This window comes from Lactobacillus sp. M0396 (genome assembly GCF_016101625.1).
Classification (GTDB): Bacteria; Bacillota; Bacilli; order Lactobacillales; family Lactobacillaceae; genus Lactobacillus; species Lactobacillus huangpiensis.
Map to the genome: position 1 here is coordinate 67,335 of NZ_JACFQE010000001.1, position 22,114 is coordinate 89,448.

At 35.4% G+C, this 22,114-nt stretch carries 21 protein-coding genes; 19 read left to right on the forward strand and 2 right to left on the reverse strand.

The annotated features are described in order from the left end of the window. The first annotated feature begins 60 nt into the window (after nt 1-60). A complete protein-coding gene (gene clpX, locus H3T43_RS00330) occupies nt 61-1,338 on the forward strand; it encodes an ATP-dependent Clp protease ATP-binding subunit ClpX (protein WP_198211766.1) in 1,278 nt (425 codons plus the stop codon). Further along, complete coding sequence (gene yihA / locus H3T43_RS00335) at nt 1,328-1,912, forward strand: ribosome biogenesis GTP-binding protein YihA/YsxC (RefSeq protein WP_198211767.1); 585 nt, start codon at nt 1,328-1,330, stop codon at nt 1,910-1,912. The genes clpX and yihA overlap by 11 nt, the downstream gene beginning before the upstream one ends. 39 nt (nt 1,913-1,951) lie before the next feature. On the opposite strand, the gene H3T43_RS09495 is transcribed toward yihA, so the two are convergent. Then, nucleotides 1,952-2,080, reverse strand: coding sequence for an SPJ_0845 family protein (locus tag H3T43_RS09495; RefSeq protein WP_255534797.1), 129 nt, complete (start codon nt 2,078-2,080; stop codon nt 1,952-1,954). Nucleotides 2,081-2,290: 210 nt separating this feature from the next. Here H3T43_RS09495 and uvrC point away from each other — a divergent pair, with 210 nt between their 5' ends. From uvrC to H3T43_RS00375, 8 genes are all read left to right on the forward strand, one after another. Then, on the forward strand, nt 2,291-4,093 hold the full coding sequence (gene uvrC / locus H3T43_RS00340; RefSeq protein WP_198211768.1) for an excinuclease ABC subunit UvrC: 1,803 nt from the start codon (nt 2,291-2,293) through the stop codon (nt 4,091-4,093). Nucleotides 4,094-4,178: 85 nt separating this feature from the next. Continuing rightward, nucleotides 4,179-5,483 (forward strand): GTPase ObgE, encoded by a 1,305-nt coding sequence (gene obgE / locus H3T43_RS00345; protein ID WP_198211769.1) that lies wholly within the window; start codon nt 4,179-4,181, stop codon nt 5,481-5,483. 21 nt (nt 5,484-5,504) lie between these two features. Beyond that, complete coding sequence (locus H3T43_RS00350; protein WP_198211770.1) at nt 5,505-7,424, forward strand: acyltransferase family protein; 1,920 nt, start codon at nt 5,505-5,507, stop codon at nt 7,422-7,424. Between the two features lie 11 nt (nt 7,425-7,435). Further along, the gene (gene rnz / locus H3T43_RS00355) at nt 7,436-8,377 is read left to right on the forward strand and encodes a ribonuclease Z (protein WP_187154752.1); all 942 of its coding nucleotides are present in this window, start codon (nt 7,436-7,438) and stop codon (nt 8,375-8,377) included. After that, a complete protein-coding gene (locus H3T43_RS00360) occupies nt 8,370-9,164 on the forward strand; it encodes an SDR family oxidoreductase (RefSeq protein WP_198211771.1) in 795 nt (264 codons plus the stop codon). The genes rnz and H3T43_RS00360 overlap by 8 nt, the downstream gene beginning before the upstream one ends. Nucleotides 9,165-9,172: 8 nt before the next feature. Next, nucleotides 9,173-9,394: a lipopolysaccharide assembly protein LapA domain-containing protein gene (locus tag H3T43_RS00365; protein ID WP_198211772.1), complete on the forward strand. Its 222-nt coding sequence runs from the start codon at nt 9,173-9,175 to the stop codon at nt 9,392-9,394. 109 nt (nt 9,395-9,503) lie between these two features. Beyond that, entirely contained in the window at nt 9,504-9,695 is a 192-nt protein-coding gene (gene rpmF / locus H3T43_RS00370) for a 50S ribosomal protein L32 (protein WP_034979275.1), read from the forward strand. Nucleotides 9,696-9,774: 79 nt separating this feature from the next. Beyond that, nucleotides 9,775-11,322, forward strand: coding sequence for a bifunctional UDP-sugar hydrolase/5'-nucleotidase (locus H3T43_RS00375; RefSeq protein ID WP_198211773.1), 1,548 nt, complete (start codon nt 9,775-9,777; stop codon nt 11,320-11,322). A gap of 39 nt (nt 11,323-11,361) precedes the next feature. Here H3T43_RS00375 and H3T43_RS00380 read toward each other — a convergent pair whose 3' ends face one another. Then, nucleotides 11,362-11,568: a YjzD family protein gene (locus H3T43_RS00380; protein WP_034979269.1), complete on the reverse strand. Its 207-nt coding sequence runs from the start codon at nt 11,566-11,568 to the stop codon at nt 11,362-11,364. Nucleotides 11,569-11,674: 106 nt separating this feature from the next. Between H3T43_RS00380 and H3T43_RS00385 the strand changes: the two genes are divergently transcribed. The 9 genes from H3T43_RS00385 to H3T43_RS00425 all read left to right on the forward strand — a co-directional run bounded on the left by H3T43_RS00385 (nt 11,675) and on the right by H3T43_RS00425 (nt 22,101). Continuing rightward, entirely contained in the window at nt 11,675-14,815 is a 3,141-nt protein-coding gene (locus H3T43_RS00385; protein WP_198211774.1) for a DNA polymerase III subunit alpha, read from the forward strand. 165 nt (nt 14,816-14,980) lie between these two features. Continuing rightward, nucleotides 14,981-15,940, forward strand: a complete 960-nt coding sequence (gene pfkA / locus H3T43_RS00390; protein ID WP_198211775.1) for a 6-phosphofructokinase — start codon at nt 14,981-14,983, stop codon at nt 15,938-15,940. 29 nt (nt 15,941-15,969) lie between these two features. Further along, the gene (gene pyk, locus H3T43_RS00395; RefSeq protein ID WP_034979262.1) at nt 15,970-17,739 is read left to right on the forward strand and encodes a pyruvate kinase; all 1,770 of its coding nucleotides are present in this window, start codon (nt 15,970-15,972) and stop codon (nt 17,737-17,739) included. A 162-nt stretch (nt 17,740-17,901) separates the two neighbouring features. After that, the gene (locus H3T43_RS00400) at nt 17,902-18,789 is read left to right on the forward strand and encodes a S1 RNA-binding domain-containing protein (RefSeq protein WP_198211776.1); all 888 of its coding nucleotides are present in this window, start codon (nt 17,902-17,904) and stop codon (nt 18,787-18,789) included. Further along, entirely contained in the window at nt 18,782-19,681 is a 900-nt protein-coding gene (xerD, locus tag H3T43_RS00405; RefSeq protein ID WP_370520761.1) for a site-specific tyrosine recombinase XerD, read from the forward strand. Before H3T43_RS00400 ends, xerD begins: the two co-directional genes overlap by 8 nt. Before the next feature lie 9 nt (nt 19,682-19,690). Then, the gene (locus H3T43_RS00410; RefSeq protein ID WP_187154746.1) at nt 19,691-20,050 is read left to right on the forward strand and encodes a reductase; all 360 of its coding nucleotides are present in this window, start codon (nt 19,691-19,693) and stop codon (nt 20,048-20,050) included. Beyond that, complete coding sequence (locus H3T43_RS00415) at nt 20,047-20,784, forward strand: ScpA family protein (protein WP_034979251.1); 738 nt, start codon at nt 20,047-20,049, stop codon at nt 20,782-20,784. Before H3T43_RS00410 ends, H3T43_RS00415 begins: the two co-directional genes overlap by 4 nt. Further along, nucleotides 20,774-21,382: an SMC-Scp complex subunit ScpB gene (scpB, locus tag H3T43_RS00420; RefSeq protein ID WP_198211778.1), complete on the forward strand. Its 609-nt coding sequence runs from the start codon at nt 20,774-20,776 to the stop codon at nt 21,380-21,382. Before H3T43_RS00415 ends, scpB begins: the two co-directional genes overlap by 11 nt. Next, a complete protein-coding gene (locus H3T43_RS00425; protein ID WP_198211779.1) occupies nt 21,382-22,101 on the forward strand; it encodes a pseudouridine synthase in 720 nt (239 codons plus the stop codon). The genes scpB and H3T43_RS00425 overlap by 1 nt, the downstream gene beginning before the upstream one ends. Nucleotides 22,102-22,114: the final 13 nt, after the last annotated feature.

The following is a 22,114-nucleotide window of genomic DNA, read 5'->3' on the forward strand; positions in this document are numbered from 1 at the left end:
ATTCATATACCACCCGTATTTTATGCTAATCTTAGACTTGTAAATACAAGGAGGAATAGAATGGCTTCACAATTTACTGATCAAGAGGTAATTAAATGTTCCTTTTGTGATAAAACACAAGATCAAGTTAAAAAGATGATTGCTGGCAACGGGGTTTATATTTGTAATGAGTGTGTAGATCTTTCAAAAAGAATTATTGACGATGAGTTAAAATCCGATTCTTTAAAAAAGGCACAGGATTTGCCAAAGCCAATGGAAATCAAAAAGCAACTTGATCAGTATGTTATTGGTCAAGAGCGAGCAAAGAAGATTTTGTCAGTTGCAGTTTATAATCATTATAAGCGTGTTACGCAAATGGATGTAGATTCTTCAACTGAGTTGCAAAAATCAAATATTGCTCTGATTGGACCAACAGGTTCAGGTAAAACATACTTGGCTCAAACTTTGGCCCGCATTTTAGATGTGCCATTTGCGATAGCTGATGCAACTACCTTAACTGAGGCAGGGTATGTTGGAGAAGATGTTGAAAACATTTTACTTAAATTGTTACAAAATGCAGATTACGACATAGAACGCGCAGAGCGAGGAATCATTTACATTGATGAAATAGATAAAATATCTAAAAAATCTGAAAATGTTTCAATTACCAGGGATGTTTCTGGAGAAGGCGTTCAGCAATCATTATTAAAAATTTTGGAAGGTACTATTGCTTCCGTACCACCGCAAGGTGGTCGTAAACACCCTCAGCAAGAATTAATACAGATAGATACCACCAACATTTTGTTTATAGTTGGTGGAGCTTTCGATGGTATCGAACAAATTGTCAAAAGCCGTTTGGGTAAAAAAGTAATTGGTTTTAGTGCTGAAAACGAGCTTAATAAAGTACAAGATGATTCTTGGACTAAGCATTTAACGACAGGAGATTTGGTCAAGTTTGGACTGATTCCAGAGTTTATTGGGCGTATTCCTATTATTGCTACATTAGATAAGTTAGATAGAAATGATTTAGTTAGAATTTTAACCGAACCTAAGAACGCGCTGGTAAAGCAATATAAAAAATTGATGTCGCTTGATCAGGTTAACTTAGAATTTACCCCAGATGCTTTAAAAGCCATTGCAGATTTAGCCATCGAACGAAATATGGGAGCACGTGGCTTGCGGACAATAATTGAAAATGCGATGATGGGCATCATGTATAAAACTCCTAGTGAGCCTGATATTGAAAACGTTAAAGTTACTGAAGATGTCATTGAAAAAAATGCCGAACCAAACGTAACAAGACGTAAAGAGGATGATCAGGAAAATAATGAAGAAATAAAGGCAGCTAATGATCATTAAAGATAGTTCGTATGCAATCAGTGCTGTACGCGAGGATCAATATCCAACTGATAATTTGCCCGAAGTAGCACTTTCTGGTCGCTCTAATGTGGGCAAGTCGAGTTTAATAAATACATTATTGAATCGCAAAAAATTGGCGCGAACCTCTGCACAACCAGGAAAAACGCAAACCCTTAATTTCTATTTAGTAAATCATGCCTTTTATTTAGTCGATGTACCAGGGTATGGCTACGCCAAAGTTTCACAAAAAAAACGTGAACAGTTTGGTACTATGATTCAAGATTATCTTGAAACCAGGGCAAACTTACAAGGACTAATTATCCTAGTGGATGGTAGACATGAGCCTACTAAAAATGATATAGCTATGTATAATTATGCATTATATCTTAATATACCTATTTTGGTAGTTTGTACTAAAATTGATAAAGTTAAGAAAAGTCAGCAAAATCAGGTGCTTGCCATATTGAAACGAAAACTTGATTTAAATCATGATAACGTTGATGTTATTACTTTTAGTTCTGTCCAAAAGTTGCATGTTCAAGAAGTGTGGCAATGGATTGAACAAAATCTGTAAAATTTGCAAGAAAAAATGGTTCTCATTGGAGAACCATTTTTAATTGTCTTTGTCTTTAACTATTTTATCCTTGTTTTTAGCCAATTTTTTCTTTTTGTCATCAGGTACAGTAGCAAATTTATCAAATAGTTTTTCTAACTCGTCTTGTTTTTTAAAAGTTAACCCCATAATAATTTTCCTTTCTGATTTTATTATAATAAAAAATAAGACTTCAAGCCAGAAAATACAATAATTTGTTAGCTTTAAATAAATATAATTATGTAAAGCTAATATTTTTAAATTTTAAGTTTCTAATAATCAAGTGATAACTAAGCAAAAGCAAATTTAAAACTATGAATTGTATGTTAAAATATGATAGCGAATTTGGGGAGTGATTTTTTGGCAACTCAGCTGATTGAAAATAAATTAAAACTTTTACCAGCTAAGCCTGGCTGTTACTTAATGAAAGATGTAAACGGCAAGGTTATTTATGTTGGCAAGTCGAAAAATCTCAGGAGTCGAGTACGTTCCTATTTCAAAAGTACTCAAGTTGGCAGAAGAGCGGAATTAGTTGAAGATATTCGAGATTATGATATCATCACCGTTTCAACTGATAAAGAAGCATTTTTGCTTGAAGTTACACTTATTAAAAAATATCAGCCATATTACAATGTGCAGTTAAAACAAGGAACGGGCTATCCATATATTGAAATTACTAATGAACGTGATCCACAAACCAAATTAACCAGTATTATTAGAAAAGATGGTGGTTATTATTTTGGACCTTATCCTAATGTTTATGCTGCACAGGCTACGCTTAAGTTTATTCAAAAAGTTTTTCCTTTAAGACGTTGCCATGGCAAGCAGGGCAGGCCTTGTTTGTATTATCATATGGGACAATGTTTGGGAGCATGTTTTAAAACGGTCCCTAAGTCAGTCTATGAAGCTCAAATAAAAAAGATTAAGAGCTTTTTAAACGGTGATATAGGTTGGGTAAAGAAAGATCTTAACGAAAAAATGGCAGCTGCATCTGAAAATCTTGAGTTTGAGCGAGCAGCTGAAATTCGTGATCAGCTTAATTACATTGAAGAAACCGTTGAAAAGCAAAAAATTATTTCAAATGACAATACTCAGCGTGACATATTTAATTTTTATGTTGATAAATCATGGATAGCTATTCAAATTTTCTTTTTACGGCAAGCAAAGCTGCTTAGAAGTGAGACTAGAATGTATCCACTGACAGACACTAACGATCCAGAAGATACGTTTGCGTCCTTTATTGTTCAATTTTATGGGCAAAAGAATAGAATACTGCCAAAAGAAGTTTTAATACCTGCCAAAATTGACAATGAGGCACTGAGTGAAGTCTTGCATGTGCCTGTGAGAACGCCAAAAAGAGGTCAAAAACGCTCTTTATTAAATATGGCAAAAGACAATGCAAAGCTCAAACTTGATGAGAAGTTTCGCTTATTAGAATTAGGAAATAGAAAAACAAAGGGTGCACAGAAAGAAATTTTTGATTCCTTAGGTTTGCCTTATGGTCATGTTATTGAAAGTTTTGACCATTCTCATATTCAAGGAGCTGATCCGGTTTCAGCTTTAGTCGTTTTTAAAGATGGTGAACCAGATAAAAACTCTTATCGTAAATATAAATTAAAGGGTGAAGTTGAGCATCAAAATGGTGGCGATGAGGTTCGTAATACTCGTGAAGTTGTTCGCAGAAGATATAGCAGACTACTTAAGGAACATAAACCAATGCCAGATCTAATTTTGATGGATGGTGGTCAAATTCAGGTAGATGCTTGTGAAGATATTTTACGCAATGAGCTGAACCTTAATATTCCAGTAGCTGGTATGGTCAAGGATAACAAACACAGAACCAACCACCTTTTATATGGAGATCCAATTAATGGAGTGCCTTTGAAATTAATACCCTTGAATCCAAAATCTCAAGGTTTCTATTTAATGACACGAATTCAAGATGAAGTACACCGCTTTGCAATCACTTTCCATAGAAGAACTCATGCTAAAAATGCTTTATCGAGCAAACTCGATTCAATTAAAGGGATCGGACCAAAAAGCAGAAATAAGCTTTTACGAAAATTTGGTTCTTTGAAAAAAATTAAAGAGGCCTCAATTGATGAATTACGTTCTGCTGGCTTAACATTGCCCCAAGCCCAGACAGTTAAGTTGACTTTGTAAATATCAATTTTTACCACAATAGTCTAAACTTTTTGTGGTATAGTGGTATAGTAATAAGGTTAAGAAAGACGGAAGGAGAATTTATATGCCCACATTTGTCGATCAAACTAAGATTGAAGTTCAAGCTGGTAAAGGCGGAGACGGCATGGTCGCTTTCCGCCATGAAAAATATGTCCCAAATGGTGGCCCCGCTGGTGGCGATGGTGGTCGTGGCGGTAGTATTATATTTGTCGCTGATAGCGGTTTGAGAACATTAATGGACTTTCGGTACCGCCGTAAGTTCAAGGCAGAAAATGGTGAAGATGGTCGCATAAAATCTCAATATGGTCGAGGAGCTAAGGATTTGTATCTTAAAGTTCCTGTTGGAACGACTGTATATGACTTTGATACCAATGAAGAAATTGGTGATCTAACTGAAAATAAACAAGAATTGGTTGTAGCGCATGGTGGTAAAGGTGGACGAGGCAATATTCACTTTGCAACGAGTGTTAATACTGCACCTGAAATTGCTGAAAACGGTGAACCTGGTGAAGACCGAGTATTGCGCCTAGAACTAAAGGTTTTGGCAGATGTTGGTCTTGTGGGTTTTCCTTCAGTTGGCAAGTCAACATTATTATCAGTTGTCACGAAAGCTAAACCCAAAATAGCTGCTTATTCTTTTACGACTTTAACGCCTAATTTGGGTATGGTTATTTTACCCGATAGTCGTGACTTTTCAATGGCTGATTTGCCTGGTTTGATTGAGGGAGCAAGTCATGGCGTAGGTCTTGGTATACAATTTTTACGTCATATTGAAAGAACAAAGGTGATTTTGCACTTGGTGGCGATGGATCCTGCTAATGGCCGTGATGCGCTTCGAGATTACCAGACAATTCGTCAAGAACTGTTAACTTATGATAAAAATCTAAAAGATAGAAAAGAAATAATTGTCGCAACTCAAATGGATATTTCTGGTGCAAGTGAAAAATTAAAACAATTCAAGAAAGATTTGAAAACGGAAAAAATCCAAGCGCCTGTTTATGCTATTTCAAGTGTGACACATGAAGGAATTGAACAATTGTTGCAGGATACTGCGACCGTAGTAGAGCAAGTAGAAAAAGAACGAGCATTGCAGAAGCCTGAACTTGTTCAAAAAGTAAAAGAGTATAAATATCAGGCAAGTCAAAAGAATGATTTTACTATCACCAAACTAGAAGATCATGTTTTTGAGATTAAAGGTGAAAACCTGGAAAGATTAGTGGAGCGAACCAATCTTGATTATCAGGATGGTGTTATGAGATTAGCTCGGAAGCTTAAGAATCTGGGAGTGGATGATGCTCTACGTAAAAAAGGAGCCGTTGACGGCGATGATGTAATAATTGGCTCATTCAACTTTGAATTTGTCCAATAATAAATAGAAAAGTTTTGAAACATGACAAAAAATCGATATATCACAGGATATTCTGGACTTAGAGCTTTGGCAGTAATTGGAGTGATTCTTTATCACTTCGATCCTAATACTTTTGTTGGCGGATATCTTGGCGTACCGATTTTTTTTGTTTTGTCAGGTTACCTGGTTACATGCCAAATACTAAAGGCGTATGATGAAAATGGGTTTTATAATACAAAAAAGTTTTATTGGAGTAGAATTAAAAAAATATATCCGCCATTAATTGCAGTATTGTGGATTTCTGCAGCGTATATAGTTTTATTTCAGCAGAATTTACTTGCCAAACTAAGTCAAATAGTTGTGGCAAACTTGCTTAATATCTATAATTTTTGGCAAATTTTAAATGGGCAGAGCTACTTTGAACGTTTTGCCGCTAGCGAATCTCCATTTGTCCATTTATGGACAATGTCAATTAACGGGCAATTTTATATACTGTGGCCATTAGTTATTTTCCTATTAGTAAAATATGGCAAAAAGAGAAAAAATATTTTTAGCATTTTACTAATTTTATCAATACTTTCCGCAATTGAAATGGCAATAATGTTTAAAACCGATGTTAATATCAATCGCATTTATTATGGCACAGACACTAGATTTTTTTCTTTAGGCCTAGGGGCTGCACTGGCTGTGGTTTGGCCATTGAACAAGTTGAAAAGAAATATCAAGCATAATTATTACCTTTTATTAGATATTTTCGGTCTGATTTCTTTTTGTGGAATCATAATTTTATTTCTTTCGCCAATAATGAATGCAGAGAAAGCATTTACCTATTTGGGTGGTATGTTTTTGTTCACGTTGTTTACAACGATACTGGTTGGTGTAACTGCTCATCCAGGGAGTCACTGGAATAAATGGTTAACCAACCCTATTTTTAATTGGATTGGCTCAAGAAGTTATGAAATTTATCTTTATCAGTTTCCTATAATGATTTTTTTTGAAGATAAAGTTTCCAATATGGCAGATCATGTTTTGCTTTATCGCTTTATTGAACTAATTTTGATAGTCATTTCAAGTGAGCTTGCATACAGAGTTGTAGAACAACCATTTGGAAAAATATCTTTACAAAAAGCAAAAAAATATTTGCAACAACTTCGCGATAAGAAATCAAAAAATTATTTTCAAAAAGTGTGGGCTATTCTTATAGGCTTGATTTTTTTAACTGGTAGCATTGCAATTTTAATTTCTCCTGCTGCACAAGCCCAAAATTTCAATCAAAGTCAATTGGCTCGCAGAATTAGAGCAAATCGCAAACAACAAAGAAAAGACAATAATGCTTTAATCAAGGAATACCAAAAAATTAGTCCCAGAGAACAAAAAAAGGCTAAACTTATAAAAGAAGCTAAACAAGCAGCAAAGAAACATCCAATAAAAAAATCTTTTGAGAAATTTGGTATCTCACAAATTGAAATTCAATTAGCACGTAAAATTGATTTGACTGCTATCGGTGATTCAGTTATGGCTGGCTCTAGCAATGATTTGAAAGATTTGTTGCCTAAGGCTGTGATTGATGCGGCTATTTCACGTCAACTAAATGTTTCGTTCGATTTATTAAAACATTATCAGAATGAGAATGTTTTAGGAAAGAATGTATTAATAGGTTTGGGTACTAATGGTCCATTTAAAATGTCTGATATAGATGATTTAATGAAGCAGTTAGGACATAAAAGACAGGTATTTTGGATAAACACATATGTACCGGCGAAGCCTTGGCAAAATGATGTTAATAATTTATTAAATGAGGCAGCGAAAAAATATCATAATTTTATGGTGATTAATTGGTATTCATATGCAAAGAATCATCCAAATTGGTTTTATGAAGATAAAACGCATCCAACACCAATAGGATCAAAGCACTACAGTGCTTTAATTGTTAAAGAAATAGTTGAAAATGCTATGTATTAGATAGGTAGAGTATGGAGTTACAATTTTTAGGAACTGGAGCAGGGCAACCCTCAAAGAAACGTAATGTATCAAGCATCGCTTTGAAAATGCTTGATGAAATTAATGAAATTTGGTTATTTGATGTGGGAGAAGCCACACAGCATCAAATTTTACGAACAAATATTAGATTGCGTAAAGTCACAAAAATATTCATTTCCCACAATCATGGTGATCATATTTTCGGCTTGCCTGGATTGCTGGCAACAAGATCATTTCAAGGAGATGTTGGTCCCATTACCATTTATGGACCTGCAGGTCTAGAGCAATTTGTTAGAACAGCTTTAAAAATTTCACGTACAAAAATTAGCTATCCTATTAAGTTTGTTGTTTTAGAAAATGGAGGATTAATTTTTCAACAGAATGGTTTTAGAGTATATGCAGAAAAATTAGCCCATCGAGTACCTAGTTTTGGCTATCGAGTGGTTGAAGATGATCGTCCGGGAGAACTTTTAATGGATAAATTAGCGCAATATAATGTACCTAATGGGCCTTTACTTGGTAAACTTAAAAATGGTGAAAAAATTGTTCTAGATAATGGTACTATATTAGATGGAAATGATTTTTTGGGCCCTAACAAAAAAGGTAGAATTATTACTATTATTTATGATACACGTGCTACTCCTGCAATAGCACAACTAGCACAGAATGCGGATGTTTTGGTGCATGAATCTACTTTTGCCGGTAATGAGGCAGATTTAGCTCATTCATATTACCATTCTACGGCAGTTGAAGCCGCGAAGGTTGCACGTGATAATAATGTTAAACGTTTATATTTAAATCATATTTCTGCTAGATATTTAGGAGCTAAAGCCAAAAAGCTGGAAAATCAGGCACAAAAGATATTTGCAAATACAAGATTAGCTAATGATTTTGACCGAATTGTAATTCCGATGAAAGGAGAAAAAGATGAGTGATTCTCTTAGAAATAAAGTGGTTGTAATAACAGGAGCTTCAAGTGGGATAGGCCATTCTATCGCATTGGAAAGTGCTGGCAGAGGAGCAACAGTTATTTTAATTGCCAGAAATAAGGCAAAGCTGGAAAAGGTAGCTTCTGAAGCACATGAGTTGTCAGGAGCTGACTCTTATACTATAGTGACTGACATGAGTCAAAGCGACCAGATAGATGCTGCTTTTACTAAAATTATTAATTTAACTAAGCATGTTGACTATTTAGTTAATTGCGCAGGCTTTGGCAAATTTGAAAATTTTGTAGAGTCAAACCGTCGTGAAGTTACAGCCATGTTTCAAGTTAATGTTTTAGGATTAATGTATTTTAGCCGCTTAGTTGGTCGACTAATGATGGAACAAAAATCCGGACAAATTATTAATATTGGTTCAATAGCAGGTAAAGTTCCTACTGTAAAGTCAGCTGCATATAGTGCATCAAAAGCAGCTGTTATTCAATTTTCGAATGTTTTGCGTTTGGAACTAAAACCATTTGGAGTTAAGGTCATGACGGTTAATCCCGGACCGGTTTATACAAATTTCTTTAATATTGCTGATAAGAGTGGGCATTATGCTGAAAGCGTACAAAAATTTGTCCTGGATCCGGATGATGTTGCCTGGCAAGTGGTTCATTTCTTTGGTAGTAATAAACGTGAGCTCAATTTACCAGTTAGTTTAGCAATTTTGGCTAAATTATATAACCTGTTCCCAACGATAGGTGATGAATTATCGCTGAAGTTTGCCTCAAGAAAGTAGTGCAGAGTATGAAAAGTAAAACAAAACAGATTAAGCTCATCTTTACATTGATTTTAACCTTACTGGCTGTAATTTTCGTTGTTTTAAATACGAATAATGTTACCATTAATTTTGGCTTATTTCAGTTCAAATTGCCTTTGATCATTATTTTAGTATTGATGATAATTATCGGAGTTCTAATTGGTTATTTTTGGGGTTCTTATGGTCATAATCAAGACAAGAATAACTAATATAGCTTGATTTATTTGGGATACAATAGTATCATTAACAAACGTGAAGTATTTTGGGTACTTTTAAGTAACCTAAAATCGTAATTCTACAAAAAAGGAGATCAGTTAAATGGCAGTTCCTAAAAGACATACTTCTAAGCAAAAGAAACGTTCACGTCGTGGTCATATTAAGTTAACTGTACCAGCAATGCATTATGATGCAACCACTGGTGAATATCGCTTAAGCCACCGCGTTTCACCTAAAGGATATTACAAGGGTCGTCAAGTTGTTAGTCAAACTAACTCAAATGACAATCAATAATTAAAAGACACCAAAAACGGGTGTCTTTTTTTATTTTAAAAATTAGGCAATTCCCCATCTAGGAAGAGGAAAAGGTGAAATGAAACTCGTATTCTTACATTCAAGTGATATTCATGGCTTTATTTTTCCCACGGACTATCAAGAAAAAAATAGTTATGCTGCTCCTTTTGGATTAAGCAGACTGAGTAGCATAATAAAACAGCAGCGAGATAAATATGGTGCTGAAAATGTAATTGTGACCGATTCAGGTGACTGTCTTCAAGGCTCGCCTTTAGCGGCTTATGTACATGAGTCGAATAGTGATGCTAATTTAAAAGCATTTGCAGATTGCTATAATCTCATCGAGTATGATGTCAGATGTTTAGGCAATCATGACTTTAATTTTGGATTAAGCTATTTAAAAAAATATTTAGCTTATAGTAAAGCTACTTTTTTAAATAGCAATATATTGGCTGAACAAAATGATTTGCCGGCCTTTGGACAAGATTATATCATTATCAATAAAAACGGTATAAAGGTAGGAATTATTGGTATTACTACACAACGGGTACCGTTTTGGGAGCCAGCAGACCACGTTGAGGGATTAAAATTTAAATCTGCTTTTGAGCAGGTTAAGCAAATAACAGCTTTTTTAAGGCCTAAAGTCGATGTCTTGGCTGTGCTTTATCATGGCGGTTTTGAAGCAGATCTTCACACTGGAACACGCAAGGAGCCACAAACAGGAGAAAATGAAGGATATCGTATTTTACAAGAAATTCCTGATATTGATGTAATGCTGACAGGGCATCAGCATCGAAGACTAAATATCGTAGACCATGAAACTGCCATTGTACAACCAGGTTATCGCGGAGAATCTATTGGTAAAATAGTGTTGGATATCGACCAGCGAAGCAAGGAAATAAAAGCAATCTCTACTGAATTGATTGACGCTCAAAACTATGAATCTGATTGTGAAATTACTGCTTCCAGTTTGTCACTGGAACAGAAGGCACAAAAATGGCTTGACCAACCAATTGCTTATTTAGATGAACCTGCTCTTATTTTAAATGCAGATGAAGCTAGAATTAAGGGTTCACCGTTTATTAATTTATTGCAGGATATGCAACTGTATTTTACAAAGGCTGATGTCTCAGCAACAGCTTTGATGAGTGAAACAGCTCAAGGATTTAATAAAAATGTTTCAATGCGTGATATTTTGCTAAATTATCCTTTTGCTAATCAATTATGTATAGTTAAAGTAACCGGGAAAGAACTACGCAATATTGTCGAATATCCACTAAAATTTTTAATTAAGGATAAAAGGGGCAAAATTATGTTTGACCCTCAGTATCGCAATCAGCTTTTTAATTTTGATGTTTTTTACCCGCTTAATTATGAAGCGGATGTTCTGAGACCTGTTGGGAGTCGCTTAACTAAGTTTGAATTAAACGGGCAACCAATTTTAGAGCAAAAAAAGTATCGTTTGGCCGTTAATAATTATCGTGCTATGGGCGGTGGCTTCTACCCTGATTACAATATTAATAAGATTGAAAAAATTCTGGATAAAGATTATGTGGAAATGTTCAAAGAATTTTTGACTAAAAATCATCCAAAGATTAATTTGTCACACAATTATAGTTTTAAGTAAATAAAAAAGTCATTAGGTGAGAGCTAATGACTTTTTTATTTACTTAAGTTTAGAATACTTACTTTTGTCTTTATGAGAATGTGCCGTGATTGTGGGGATAATGGCTGCAAATAACAGACCAAAAATCAAACCAACAATAGCAGCTTCACTTAGATTAAAAACATGTTGGGTTAGAGGAGCGGCAATAAAACCTACAATTAACATGTAAACAACGCTCCAGCAAATAGTTACGATATAACGACCCATAGCGTTTCCTTCTTTCATACCCTTGAATTTTAACAAATATTATGCAGGTTTTCAATCCAAAAGATAGCTTTTTGGTATACTTATTTATATGGAAGGTGAACTGAATATGAAATACGCTGCATTGCAAAACCTTAGCTCTTTTACCCTTTTAGACAGTCCAATAAAAATCAAAGATTTGCTGACTACTGCAAAGGAATTAGGTTATGAAGCTGTAGGCTTAACTGATATTAACGTAACCTATGGATTAGTTAATTTTTTTGAAGTGGCCCAAAAAGTTGGGATTAAACCACTTTTAGGGATGCAGTTAAGGTTAAGTGGATTAATTGACAGTGCTCACCGATATGATCTTATCGCTTTAGCAAAGACTGATGAGGGTTATCGAAATATCTTGCGTTTATCAAGTAGAATCAACCTTTTGACAGATAATGGCAATAAGCAAAAAATTCTAACTATAGCAGATTTAACCAAGGATTTAAATGATTTGATATTTATTATACCAGCAAATTTGCATAGTGAGTTATTAAACTTGCAGATGCAGAATGAAAATTTAGGAACAGATTTTTTGCGTCAGTTAATTAGCATAATACCTAAATCTAGTTCCTTATATATAGGAGTTTATGGCAGTGAAAAGCAAAAAAATTATATACAATATGTCAGAGGGTTATCAAAACAGTTTGATTTACCAATAGTTAGCGTTGAAGATACCTGTTATTTAAAGCCTCGCGATCAGTTTTTACGTAAAACTTTACAAGCTATAAAAAAAGGTGAGGTTTTGGAAGATATCACAGATTTAGCTAAACAATCTGGTTCTCATTATTTGCCTTCTATTGAAGAATTGAGCGAACGCTACCATAAACTGGGTTTAGATGAGGCTTTAGAAAATACAGAAAAAATCGCTTCTATCTGCAATGCTAAAATTATATTTCAAACTCCAGTTCTGCCGAAATATAAGCAGGATCAATATTCAACTTCCAAGGATTTTCTACAATTTTTGGCTAAAAAGGGTTTACAAAATCGTTTTGGTCAACGTAAAGTTCCCTCTGATTATCAAAAACAGCTAAATTATGAATTACAAGTAATAGATCAAATGGGCTTTAACGATTACTTTTTGATTGTTTGGGATGTTGTAAACTACTGCCATCGAGTTGGAATTGCGATGGGTCCAGGCAGAGGATCAGCTTGTGGATCGTTAGTTTCCTATTCTTTAAATATCACTGAAGTTGATCCAATTAAATATAACTTGCTATTTGAGCGTTTTTTAAATCCTGCCAGACACGAAATGCCAGATATTGATTTGGATATACCAGATAATCGTCGTGATGATGTCATAAAATATATGTTTAATAAATACGGCATGGATCATGCTGCTCAGATTCTCACATTTGGGACTTTGGCAGCTAAGCAAGTTTTGCGTGATACTGGCAGAGTATTTGGTCTTCAAGAAATGCAATTAAGTGAGTGGTCTAAAAGCGTACCTTTCGCAAAAGGCAAAATAAGTCTGGCTCAGGCTTATAAAGAATCCAAAAAAATGCAAATGCTGGTGAATGCAAATGACATGAACAAGTTGCTTTATGAAACGGCAAGTGGATTAGAAGGCCTGCCACGCCACTATTCAATCCATGCTGCTGGTTTAGTTCTTAGCGATAATTCTATTGCTGCCATTGCCGGCTTGCAATCAGGACAATTGGGAATACCGATAACTCAGCAAACAAAAAAATATGTAGAATCACTGGGATTATTAAAGATAGATTTTTTAGGCTTAAGAAATTTAACTATTCTTGGTGATACGGAGAAAATGATTCGCGAGCAAGGAAAAAAGATCGATGTTAATCAGATCCCCCTAGATGATCCGGCTACTTTAAGTATTTTTCAAAAGGGTGAGACGGAACTCGTCTTTCAATTTGAATCAGGTGGAATTCGCAATGTTTTGCGTGAATTGCATCCAGATAATTTTGAAGATTTGGTAGCAGTCAATGCACTTTATCGTCCAGGTCCAATGCAGAATATCAAAACTTTTATTGCACGCAAGAAGGGCATACAGAAAGTCACATACCCTGATCCCAGCTTAAAACCAATTTTGTCTTCAACATATGGTGTTTTGGTTTACCAAGAACAAGTCATGCAAACTGCCCGAGTTCTGGCAGGCTTCTCTTTAGGAGAAGCCGACATTTTACGCAGAGCAATGTCAAAAAAAGATCAAAAGGTTATTGAACAGGAAAAATCTAAATTTATCAACGGTGCAGTAAAAAACGGCAGGACTGTTCAGGTTGCAACCCGTGTATATGACTATATTGAACAATTTGCCAATTATGGTTTCAACCGTTCACATGCCGTTGCGTATACAATGATCGCATTTTGGCTCGCATACTTACAAGTTCATTATCCAGCTGAATTTTATGCCTCTATGCTTAATTCTAATATTGGCAATCAAAATAAGGCGAACGAATATATAATGCGCGCTCAAGAGGATGGCGTAAAAATTTTGCCACCTGACATTAACAAAAGTGATTTAGCTTATCAGGTAATTGATGGGCGGATTTTGGTTGGTCTACGAGCAATTAAAGGGGTTAGAATAGATTTTCTTAAAGAAATAATTGCAAAGCGTCAAGCGAAACCTTTTGTTTCTCTTAGCAACTTTTTACGTCAGATTGATGTCAAATTTATTAAAGCTAATAGCATTACAAATGTAGTTGAATCTTTAATCAAATCTGGTTGTTTTGACCAACTTAACAAAAACCGGAACGAATTGTTACAGAATTGTCCTGAAATAATTGAAAATGTTAAATTGACGGGGGAAAATCTCGCTTTGTCAGAAGGGCTAGGTGGCGTTCCTATTAAGCCCGCTAAAGAACCTAACAAACAAGAATTGGCTTTGATGGAAGAAAAAACTTTAGGTTTTTCTACACTCACTTCTCCATTAATTACAGTTCAAAAATATGCTCAGAAGTTTAATGCTAAACCATTAAATGAGTTTCAAATTCATGACGGTGGAATAGCTGTTGGCAAACTGATGTCATTAAAACTTGTGAGGACCAAAAAGGGTCAAACAATGGCTTTTGGCAGTTTTGCTGACACAACCAGTAAGCAGGATATTGTAATTTTTCCTCATGTTTATGATAAAATTCAATCGAATTTAAAGGAGGGTAATATTTATTTATTAGGCGTTAAAGTTCAGAATGATCGTTTCGACTCAAGTAAAAAACAATATATTTTAACTAATTTAAAAGTTGTAAATTTAAAAGAGTAGAGTTTTTTTGAGTAAGCGTGAACAAATTGCTGATGTTAACGCTAACATCGAAAAAGACTGTCAAATCAAGAACTTTAATCATTTTTTGTGAGATTTTTTCGTGAAAGAATGTTAAAATTTAGTGGATGTGAGAAATTACACAATAAATCTTGATGAGGTGAATTCATGAAGCGAATTGGAATTTTAACGAGCGGTGGCGATGCTCCTGGCATGAATGCAACTGTTAGGGCTGTTACAAAAACTGCTATTCATCACGGACTTGGCGTTGTTGGTATTCGTTATGGTTATGCCGGGCTTGTAGCAGGTGACTTTGTTACTTTGACTGCTGAAAATGTTGATCATATGATCAACATGGGCGGTACTTTTCTTTATAGTGCCCGTTACCCTGAGTTTGCACAAAAAGAAGTGCAAGAAAAAGGGGTTGAGCAATTAAAAAAGCATGATATTGATACTGTAATTGTTATAGGCGGTGATGGTTCTTATCATGGTGCACTGGCATTGACTCGTTTAGGGATTAACTCTATTGGTTTGCCAGGAACAATTGATAATGATATTCCATACACTGATTATACTATCGGACTTGACACTGCCTGCAATACGGCAATGCAAGCCATTGATAGAATTCGTGATACTGCCAGCAGTCATCATCGTGTTTTTGTCGTTAATGTTATGGGTCGTAATTGTGGCGACATTGCTATGCGTGTTGGTTTGGCAAGTGGTGCTGATGCAATTGTTGTTCCAGAAAGAAGTTATGACATTAAAGCAATTGCTGAAAGATTAAAGCGCGGTTTTAAAGATGGCAAAGATAATGGTATTATCATATTGGCTGAAGGTGTCATGGATGCCGCTGATTTTAGAACAGAACTTCTAAAATACGGCGAATTCGATTGCAGGGCTAATGTAATTGGTCACATGCAGCGCGGTGGCGCGCCAACGGTTACTGATAGGATTAATGCTACAAAAATGGGAAATTATGCGGTTAAGTTACTTCTTGATGGTAAAGGCGGTTTAGCTGTCGGCATGGAGAATGGACAATTAGAAACCCATGATATTCTTGATCTTTTTGATGAAAAGCATGCCAGTGAAGAATCGTTAATTGATATTAATGAAGAAATGACTAAATAATTAGTCGATTTTGGGGAGATTTTTAAATAATGAAGAAAACTAAAATTGTTAGTACCTTAGGGCCAGCTTCAAATGATATTGAAACTATTACAGCTTTGGCCAAGTCAGGCGTAAATGTATTTCGTTTCAACTTTTCACATGGTGACCATGCTGAGCATCTTTCACGGATGAAAATGGTTCGTCAAGTTGAAAAAGAAACTGGCTTAGTACTTGGTATTGCATTGGATACCAAAGGTGCTGAGATTAGAACCACTGATCAAGAAGGTGGCAAATTTACCATTAATACTGGAGACCAAATTCGTGTGTCGATGGATGATTCTAAGCCTGGTAACAAGGACATGATTCACGTTACTTACGAAGGTCTTTATGGTGATACTCACGTTGGTGGTCACGTTTTAATTGATGATGGTTTAGTTGACTTATTAATTAAAGAAAAAGACGAAGAAAAGAAAGAATTAGTTTGTGAAGCTCAAAATACGGGTGTTATCGGTTCTAAGAAAGGTGTTAATGCACCTGGTGTCGAAATTCGCCTCCCAGGAATTACTGAAAAAGACACTGATGACATCAAGTTTGGTTTAGCTCACGGCATTAACTTTATCTTTGCTTCGTTTGCACGTAAGGCGCAAGACATTCTTGATATTCGTAAGCTTTGTGAAGATGCTGGCTGTGATTATGTTAAGATTTATCCTAAGATTGAGTCACAAGAAGGTATTGATAATGCAGATGAAATCTTACAAGTTTCAGATGGTTTAATGGTAGCCCGTGGTGACATGGGTGTCGAAATTCCGTTTATTGATGTGCCATTTGTTCAAAAAGATTTAATCAAGAGGGCAAACGCACTTGGTAAGCCTGTTATTACTGCTACTCAAATGCTTGACTCAATGCAAGAAAATCCTCGCCCAACTCGTGCTGAAGTTTCCGATGTTGCTAATGCAGTTCTCGATGGTACTGATGCAACTATGCTTTCTGGTGAATCAGCTAATGGTTTGTACCCAGTTAAAGCTGTTTCTGCTATGGCCGAAATTGATGAAAGAACTGAACAAGAGCTTCTTAAGCGCAATACTCTAGCTCTTCAAAGATTTGAAGAATATAAGGGCTCGAATGTTACTGAAGCTATTGGGGAATCTGTTGTACGGACAGCCCAAGAATTAGGAGTTAAGACTATTATTACGGCTACTAATTCTGGTTATACTGCTAGAATGATTTCTAAGTACCGTCCAAACGCAAACATCTTGGCATTAACTTTTGATGAAAAGATCCAGCATTCACTTGGTATTTCTTGGGGTGTTCAGCCCATGCTGACTGATAAACCAGCTTCTACTGATGATATGTTTGATGTAGCAGCTAGAGTTGCTAAAGAGCAAGGTTATGTTAAAGATGGCGATTTGGTCATTATCGTTGCTGGTGTTCCTGTTGGTGATTCAGGTACAACCAACTTAATGAAACTACAGATCATCGGTAGCAAATTGGCTCAGGGACTTGGTGTTGGCAATGGTTCTGTTGTCGGTAAGACAGTTGTTGTTAATAGTGCCGAAGAAGCTATTAGCAAAGCAAAAGAAGGCGACATTTTAGTTGCTAAGACCACTGATCCTGATTACATGCCGGCAATTAAGAAGGCATCAGGTTTAGTTGTTGAAGCCTCGGGCTTAACTTCACACGCGGCTGTTGTAGGTTTGTCATTAGGAATTCCAGTTGTAGTTGGAGTTACTGATGCAACTGAAAAGATTGGCAGTGGTATTACTATTACTGTTGATGCTCGTCGTGGTGCTATTTATCAAGGCGAAGTTTCAAATCTTTAATTAAAAGCAAGAATTAAAATAGCCAGTGCTTATTACTGGCTATTTTTGTTTGGTTTAGAATTTAGAGAGATCAGAAGTAAATTTAGATTGACTAATGTCAATTTATTCCTTTAAAATGATATACTTGTTATCAGATCCCATTCTAGATTTAGGAGAAAAATCATGCTTGGCACAATTGCAACTGGAAAAATAATAGACCAAAACGAAGAATCTTTTTTTGTTCAAATTGACGGTATTACTTATGAACTGAAAAGAAAAGAAATCACACAAGAAGAAAAGCCACAGCTCGGAGATCAAATTAAGGGATTTTTATACGATGATAAGCAACATAATCGTGAAATGACGCAATTTTTACCCTTTGTTCAACAAGACCAATATGGCTGGAGCAAAGTTACCGAAGTTAAATATAACCTAGGTGTCTTCGTCGATATTGGCTTGCCAGATAAAGATGTCGTAATTTCAATGGATGACTTACCTTATGACAAAGAGCGTTGGCCCCAACCTGAAGATCAGCTTTTGGTTCACCTTGAAACAGATGAAAAAAATCGTATTTGGGCAAAATTGGCGGATGAAAATATTTTTGAACAGTTGGCAGCTCATTTTCCTGGTGATATGAAGAATAAAGATATTTTTGGTACTGTATATTCTGCTCGTGAAGTAGGTGCATTTATAATCACCAAGGAGTATTATTTAGGCTTCGTTCATCCATCACAAATGGCACGTCCTTTGCGTTTGGGGGAACAATTCAGAGGCAGGGTGGTTGGTATCAGCCAATATGGTCGCTTGAATCTGAGTACTTTGCCACGAGCTTTTGAGGAAATTGATGATGATGCACAAATGATTTTAATGAGTTTGCGTAGAAAGAGAGATAAGACCTTACCTTTTTACGATAAATCTGACGCACAGGATATTAAAAATTATTTTGGTATTTCTAAATCAGCTTTTAAGAGAGCTTTAGGACACTTGCTTAAAGCTAAATACATAAAGGAAGACAAAAATGCTGGTTCCATCTCATTATTAAAAGATCCAGAAGATGCCCAAAATGACTAATTTATCAGAACAAGTTGAAGATTATTTAAGATATAGTCAGGTTGAACGTGGTCTGAGTAATAACACAATTACAGCATACAGGCAGGATTTAACTTCTTTTATAAGTTTTCTTCAAAAAGAAAATTTAACTTCCTGGCCTACACAAGCTGTTGACATCGATGCTTTTTTGGCAGAACAACGCGATCAAAAAAAGGCCACAAGTTCTATTAGCCGCTTAATTACCAGTTTGCGAAAGTTCTACCAGTGGCTGGTAAGACAGAATATTCAGAAACTAAATCCAATGCTTGAAATAGACTCACCTAAAAAGCGTCGTACTTTGCCAGTCGCTTTGACAGTTAATGAAGTTAATAATTTGCTTGAGCAACCTGATACAAAAAAGAAATTAGGTTTACGTGATAGAGCCTTACTTGAAACTTTGTATGCAACTGGGATTAGAGTAAGCGAATTAATTAACCTCAAATTTACTGATTTGCATGAAGAACTGAAATTGGTCAAAGTTTTTGGCAAGGGATCAAAAGAGCGATTAATTCCAATTAGTGAAGTAGCTTTAAGTTGGATAGACAGCTATAAGGAAAAAGTTCGTGATCCATTAATATTAAAAATTGGCAAAAATACTGATTTTGTTTTTCTTAATAGTAGGGGAAGCTCTTTAACAAGACAAGCCGTTTGGCAAATTATTAAGCATTATTGTAAAATGGCTGGTATTCAAAAAAATGTTACTCCACATACTTTAAGACATACTTTTGCAACACATTTATTGGAAAATGGGGCAGATTTACGTGTTGTCCAAGAAATTTTGGGACATTCAGATATTAGTACAACTCAAATTTATACAAATTTGTCTCAAAAACATATTTTACAAGTTTATGAAAAAACGCATCCTCGAACATAAGGTGATTAAATGCTAATTGAATGTAAAAATGATAAGGAAAAGGTAGCTATGGGCTTATTATCTTATCTCTCTGATTTTAAAAATCTGGCTAATCTCAAGGATGAAATTCAATTAAATAAAAGCAGTGCTGAGTTTTGCTTATATCTCTATCGTTCAAAGGCTCCTAATTTTATAGGGGTGGTAGGTACACAATCAAGTAAACATTTTGTAATCATTCGTTATATTTCTTTTGCTCCTGATTATCGTAAAGCTAAGTATGAAGCTAAAGCAGTTCAAGAGTTGGCACAAAATAATCCCAGCAAAGTTATTACGGCTGTTCCTGAATATATTTATTTAATTAAGTATCTAAAAAAGGATATAGAAAAATGAGTGATAATCTTACCCTTGAACTGCCTAACTTTGAAGGTCCTTTGGATCTGCTGTTACATTTAATAAAAGTGCAAAAAATTGACATTTATGACATTCCAATAGCTCAAATTACAAGCCAATATCTAGCTTATTTGCACCAAATGCAAAAACTTAATTTAAAAATTGCAGGAGAATATTTTGTTATGTCATCGATGCTTTTGCGAATTAAGTCTCAGTCTCTTCTTCCGCAAAATGATTTTACTGAAGAAAATGATGAACAGGAAGATCCAAGGGATGAATTAGTGCAGCAGCTTATCACTTATTCGGTTTTTAAAAAGGTTTCAGCATACTTCAAAAAGCGGAATGAGGAAGTCCCGATCACTGCGGCTAAAGAGGAGAGCGCACCAGAAAGCAAAAAAATTCAGCCTTTGCCAAAAGGACAAATTACTTCTACTGAATTAGCTAATACTTTTATTATTATTTTACAAAGACTGAAAATCAGACAGCCAGATATTGTTTCAGTTGAAGTAAAGGAAACTTCCGTCAAAGAGATGAGTACTTTCTTGCAAGAGGAATTGGCGCGAAACAAGCAGTTAAGCTTTTTTGCCTGTTGTCAAAAAATGAAAACTTTATCTGATGTTATTGGTTTGTTCCTAGCACTGCTTGAACTTTGTAAAAAACAGGAAATTCGGGTAAAACAAAAGAGGATGTTTGGTGACCTGAACTTGGAAAGAGTTGGTAGTAATGATAAGTAAAATGGCGCAGTTAGAAGCGTTATTATATGTTGCCGGCGATAATGGCATTGAAAGCAGCAACTTATGTGAACTTTTGCAGGTTGGTAAACCTGCATTGCGCGAACTAAGCAAAAATTTGCAAGAAAAACTACAAAAAAATCCTGATTCAGGATTACAAATACAACATCTCAATGATATTTACAAATTGACAACTAGACCAGAAGTTAGTAGAACAATTGAAAATTTTTTTCAAAAAGATTTATCAAAGAGCTTAAGTCAGTCGGCGTTGGAAATACTATCTATTATTGCTTATCGGCAGCCAATTACACGTGTAGAAATAGATGACATCAGAGGCGTAAATTCATCTGGGGCTTTGCAAACGTTAATCTGGCGTGGATTAGTTAAAATTAATGGTAAAAAAGATGCTCCGGGTCATCCTAATTTGTACGTAACGAGTGAGTATTTTTTGCAATACTTTGGGTACCAAAGTCTGGCTGATTTACCATTAATAGAAGATTTCGAAGATGATAGCATCAATAGTGAAGGCGAAATAGATTTGTTTGCAGCTAAAGGTCAAGCAGATAAAAATATTGCAAAAACTCAAAAAGGAGCAAAATAATGGTTTTAGAACGGTTGCAAAAGGTAATTGCTGAGGCAGGAATTGCCTCACGGCGCAAGGCTGAAAAAATGATTTCTGAAGGTCGAGTCACTGTTGATGGCAATGTAGTAACTAAACTTGGTACTAAAGTGGATACTTTTAGTAATATTACGGTTGATGGTGAGCCCATTGAAAGAGAAAGTTTGCATACTTATCTCTTTTACAAGCCTAGAGGAGTGGTCTCAACTGCAAACGATGATAAGGGGAGAAAAACAGTTGTCGATTATTTTAAAGATTTGCCTTATCGCCTATATCCAATCGGCAGACTAGACTATGATACTTCTGGATTACTTTTAATGACTAATGATGGTGAACTGGCCAATTTATTGATGCATCCGCGAAACAATGTAGCCAAGGTTTATGTTGCCAAGATTTCTGGAATCCTCACCCCAGATGAAATCAGTCAGCTGAAGCATGGAGTCAAAATTGATCGACATCGCTGTGCCCCTGCAAAGGTCAAGATCATTAGAAGCGACCATAAGAAAAACAACCAAATAGTGCAATTAACAATTCATGAAGGTCAATATCATCAAGTAAAAAGAATGTTCAAGGCAGTTCACCATCAGGTGAAGAAATTAGCTCGTGAAAAATACGCTTTTCTTACACTTGACTCTCTTATCTCAGGAACATACCGAGAATTATCTCATGAAGAAGTTGACAGATTAAAAAACGTAGATTAGTATAGTATGTGAA

Coding starts and splice junctions, on each gene's coding strand:
- clpX (WP_198211766.1), top strand. CDS start 61: ATGGCTTCACAATTTACTGATCAAGAGGTAATTAAATGTTCCTTTTGT.
- yihA (WP_198211767.1), top strand. CDS start 1,328: ATGATCATTAAAGATAGTTCGTATGCAATCAGTGCTGTACGCGAGGAT.
- H3T43_RS09495 (WP_255534797.1), bottom strand. CDS start 2,080: ATGGGGTTAACTTTTAAAAAACAAGACGAGTTAGAAAAACTATTTGAT.
- obgE (WP_198211769.1), top strand. CDS start 4,179: ATGCCCACATTTGTCGATCAAACTAAGATTGAAGTTCAAGCTGGTAAA.
- H3T43_RS00350 (WP_198211770.1), top strand. CDS start 5,505: ATGACAAAAAATCGATATATCACAGGATATTCTGGACTTAGAGCTTTG.
- rnz (WP_187154752.1), top strand. CDS start 7,436: ATGGAGTTACAATTTTTAGGAACTGGAGCAGGGCAACCCTCAAAGAAA.
- H3T43_RS00360 (WP_198211771.1), top strand. CDS start 8,370: ATGAGTGATTCTCTTAGAAATAAAGTGGTTGTAATAACAGGAGCTTCA.
- H3T43_RS00365 (WP_198211772.1), top strand. CDS start 9,173: ATGAAAAGTAAAACAAAACAGATTAAGCTCATCTTTACATTGATTTTA.
- rpmF (WP_034979275.1), top strand. CDS start 9,504: ATGGCAGTTCCTAAAAGACATACTTCTAAGCAAAAGAAACGTTCACGT.
- H3T43_RS00375 (WP_198211773.1), top strand. CDS start 9,775: ATGAAACTCGTATTCTTACATTCAAGTGATATTCATGGCTTTATTTTT.
- H3T43_RS00380 (WP_034979269.1), bottom strand. CDS start 11,568: ATGGGTCGTTATATCGTAACTATTTGCTGGAGCGTTGTTTACATGTTA.
- H3T43_RS00385 (WP_198211774.1), top strand. CDS start 11,675: ATGAAATACGCTGCATTGCAAAACCTTAGCTCTTTTACCCTTTTAGAC.
- pfkA (WP_198211775.1), top strand. CDS start 14,981: ATGAAGCGAATTGGAATTTTAACGAGCGGTGGCGATGCTCCTGGCATG.
- pyk (WP_034979262.1), top strand. CDS start 15,970: ATGAAGAAAACTAAAATTGTTAGTACCTTAGGGCCAGCTTCAAATGAT.
- H3T43_RS00400 (WP_198211776.1), top strand. CDS start 17,902: ATGCTTGGCACAATTGCAACTGGAAAAATAATAGACCAAAACGAAGAA.
- xerD (WP_370520761.1), top strand. CDS start 18,782: ATGACTAATTTATCAGAACAAGTTGAAGATTATTTAAGATATAGTCAG.
- H3T43_RS00410 (WP_187154746.1), top strand. CDS start 19,691: ATGCTAATTGAATGTAAAAATGATAAGGAAAAGGTAGCTATGGGCTTA.
- H3T43_RS00415 (WP_034979251.1), top strand. CDS start 20,047: ATGAGTGATAATCTTACCCTTGAACTGCCTAACTTTGAAGGTCCTTTG.
- scpB (WP_198211778.1), top strand. CDS start 20,774: ATGATAAGTAAAATGGCGCAGTTAGAAGCGTTATTATATGTTGCCGGC.
- H3T43_RS00425 (WP_198211779.1), top strand. CDS start 21,382: ATGGTTTTAGAACGGTTGCAAAAGGTAATTGCTGAGGCAGGAATTGCC.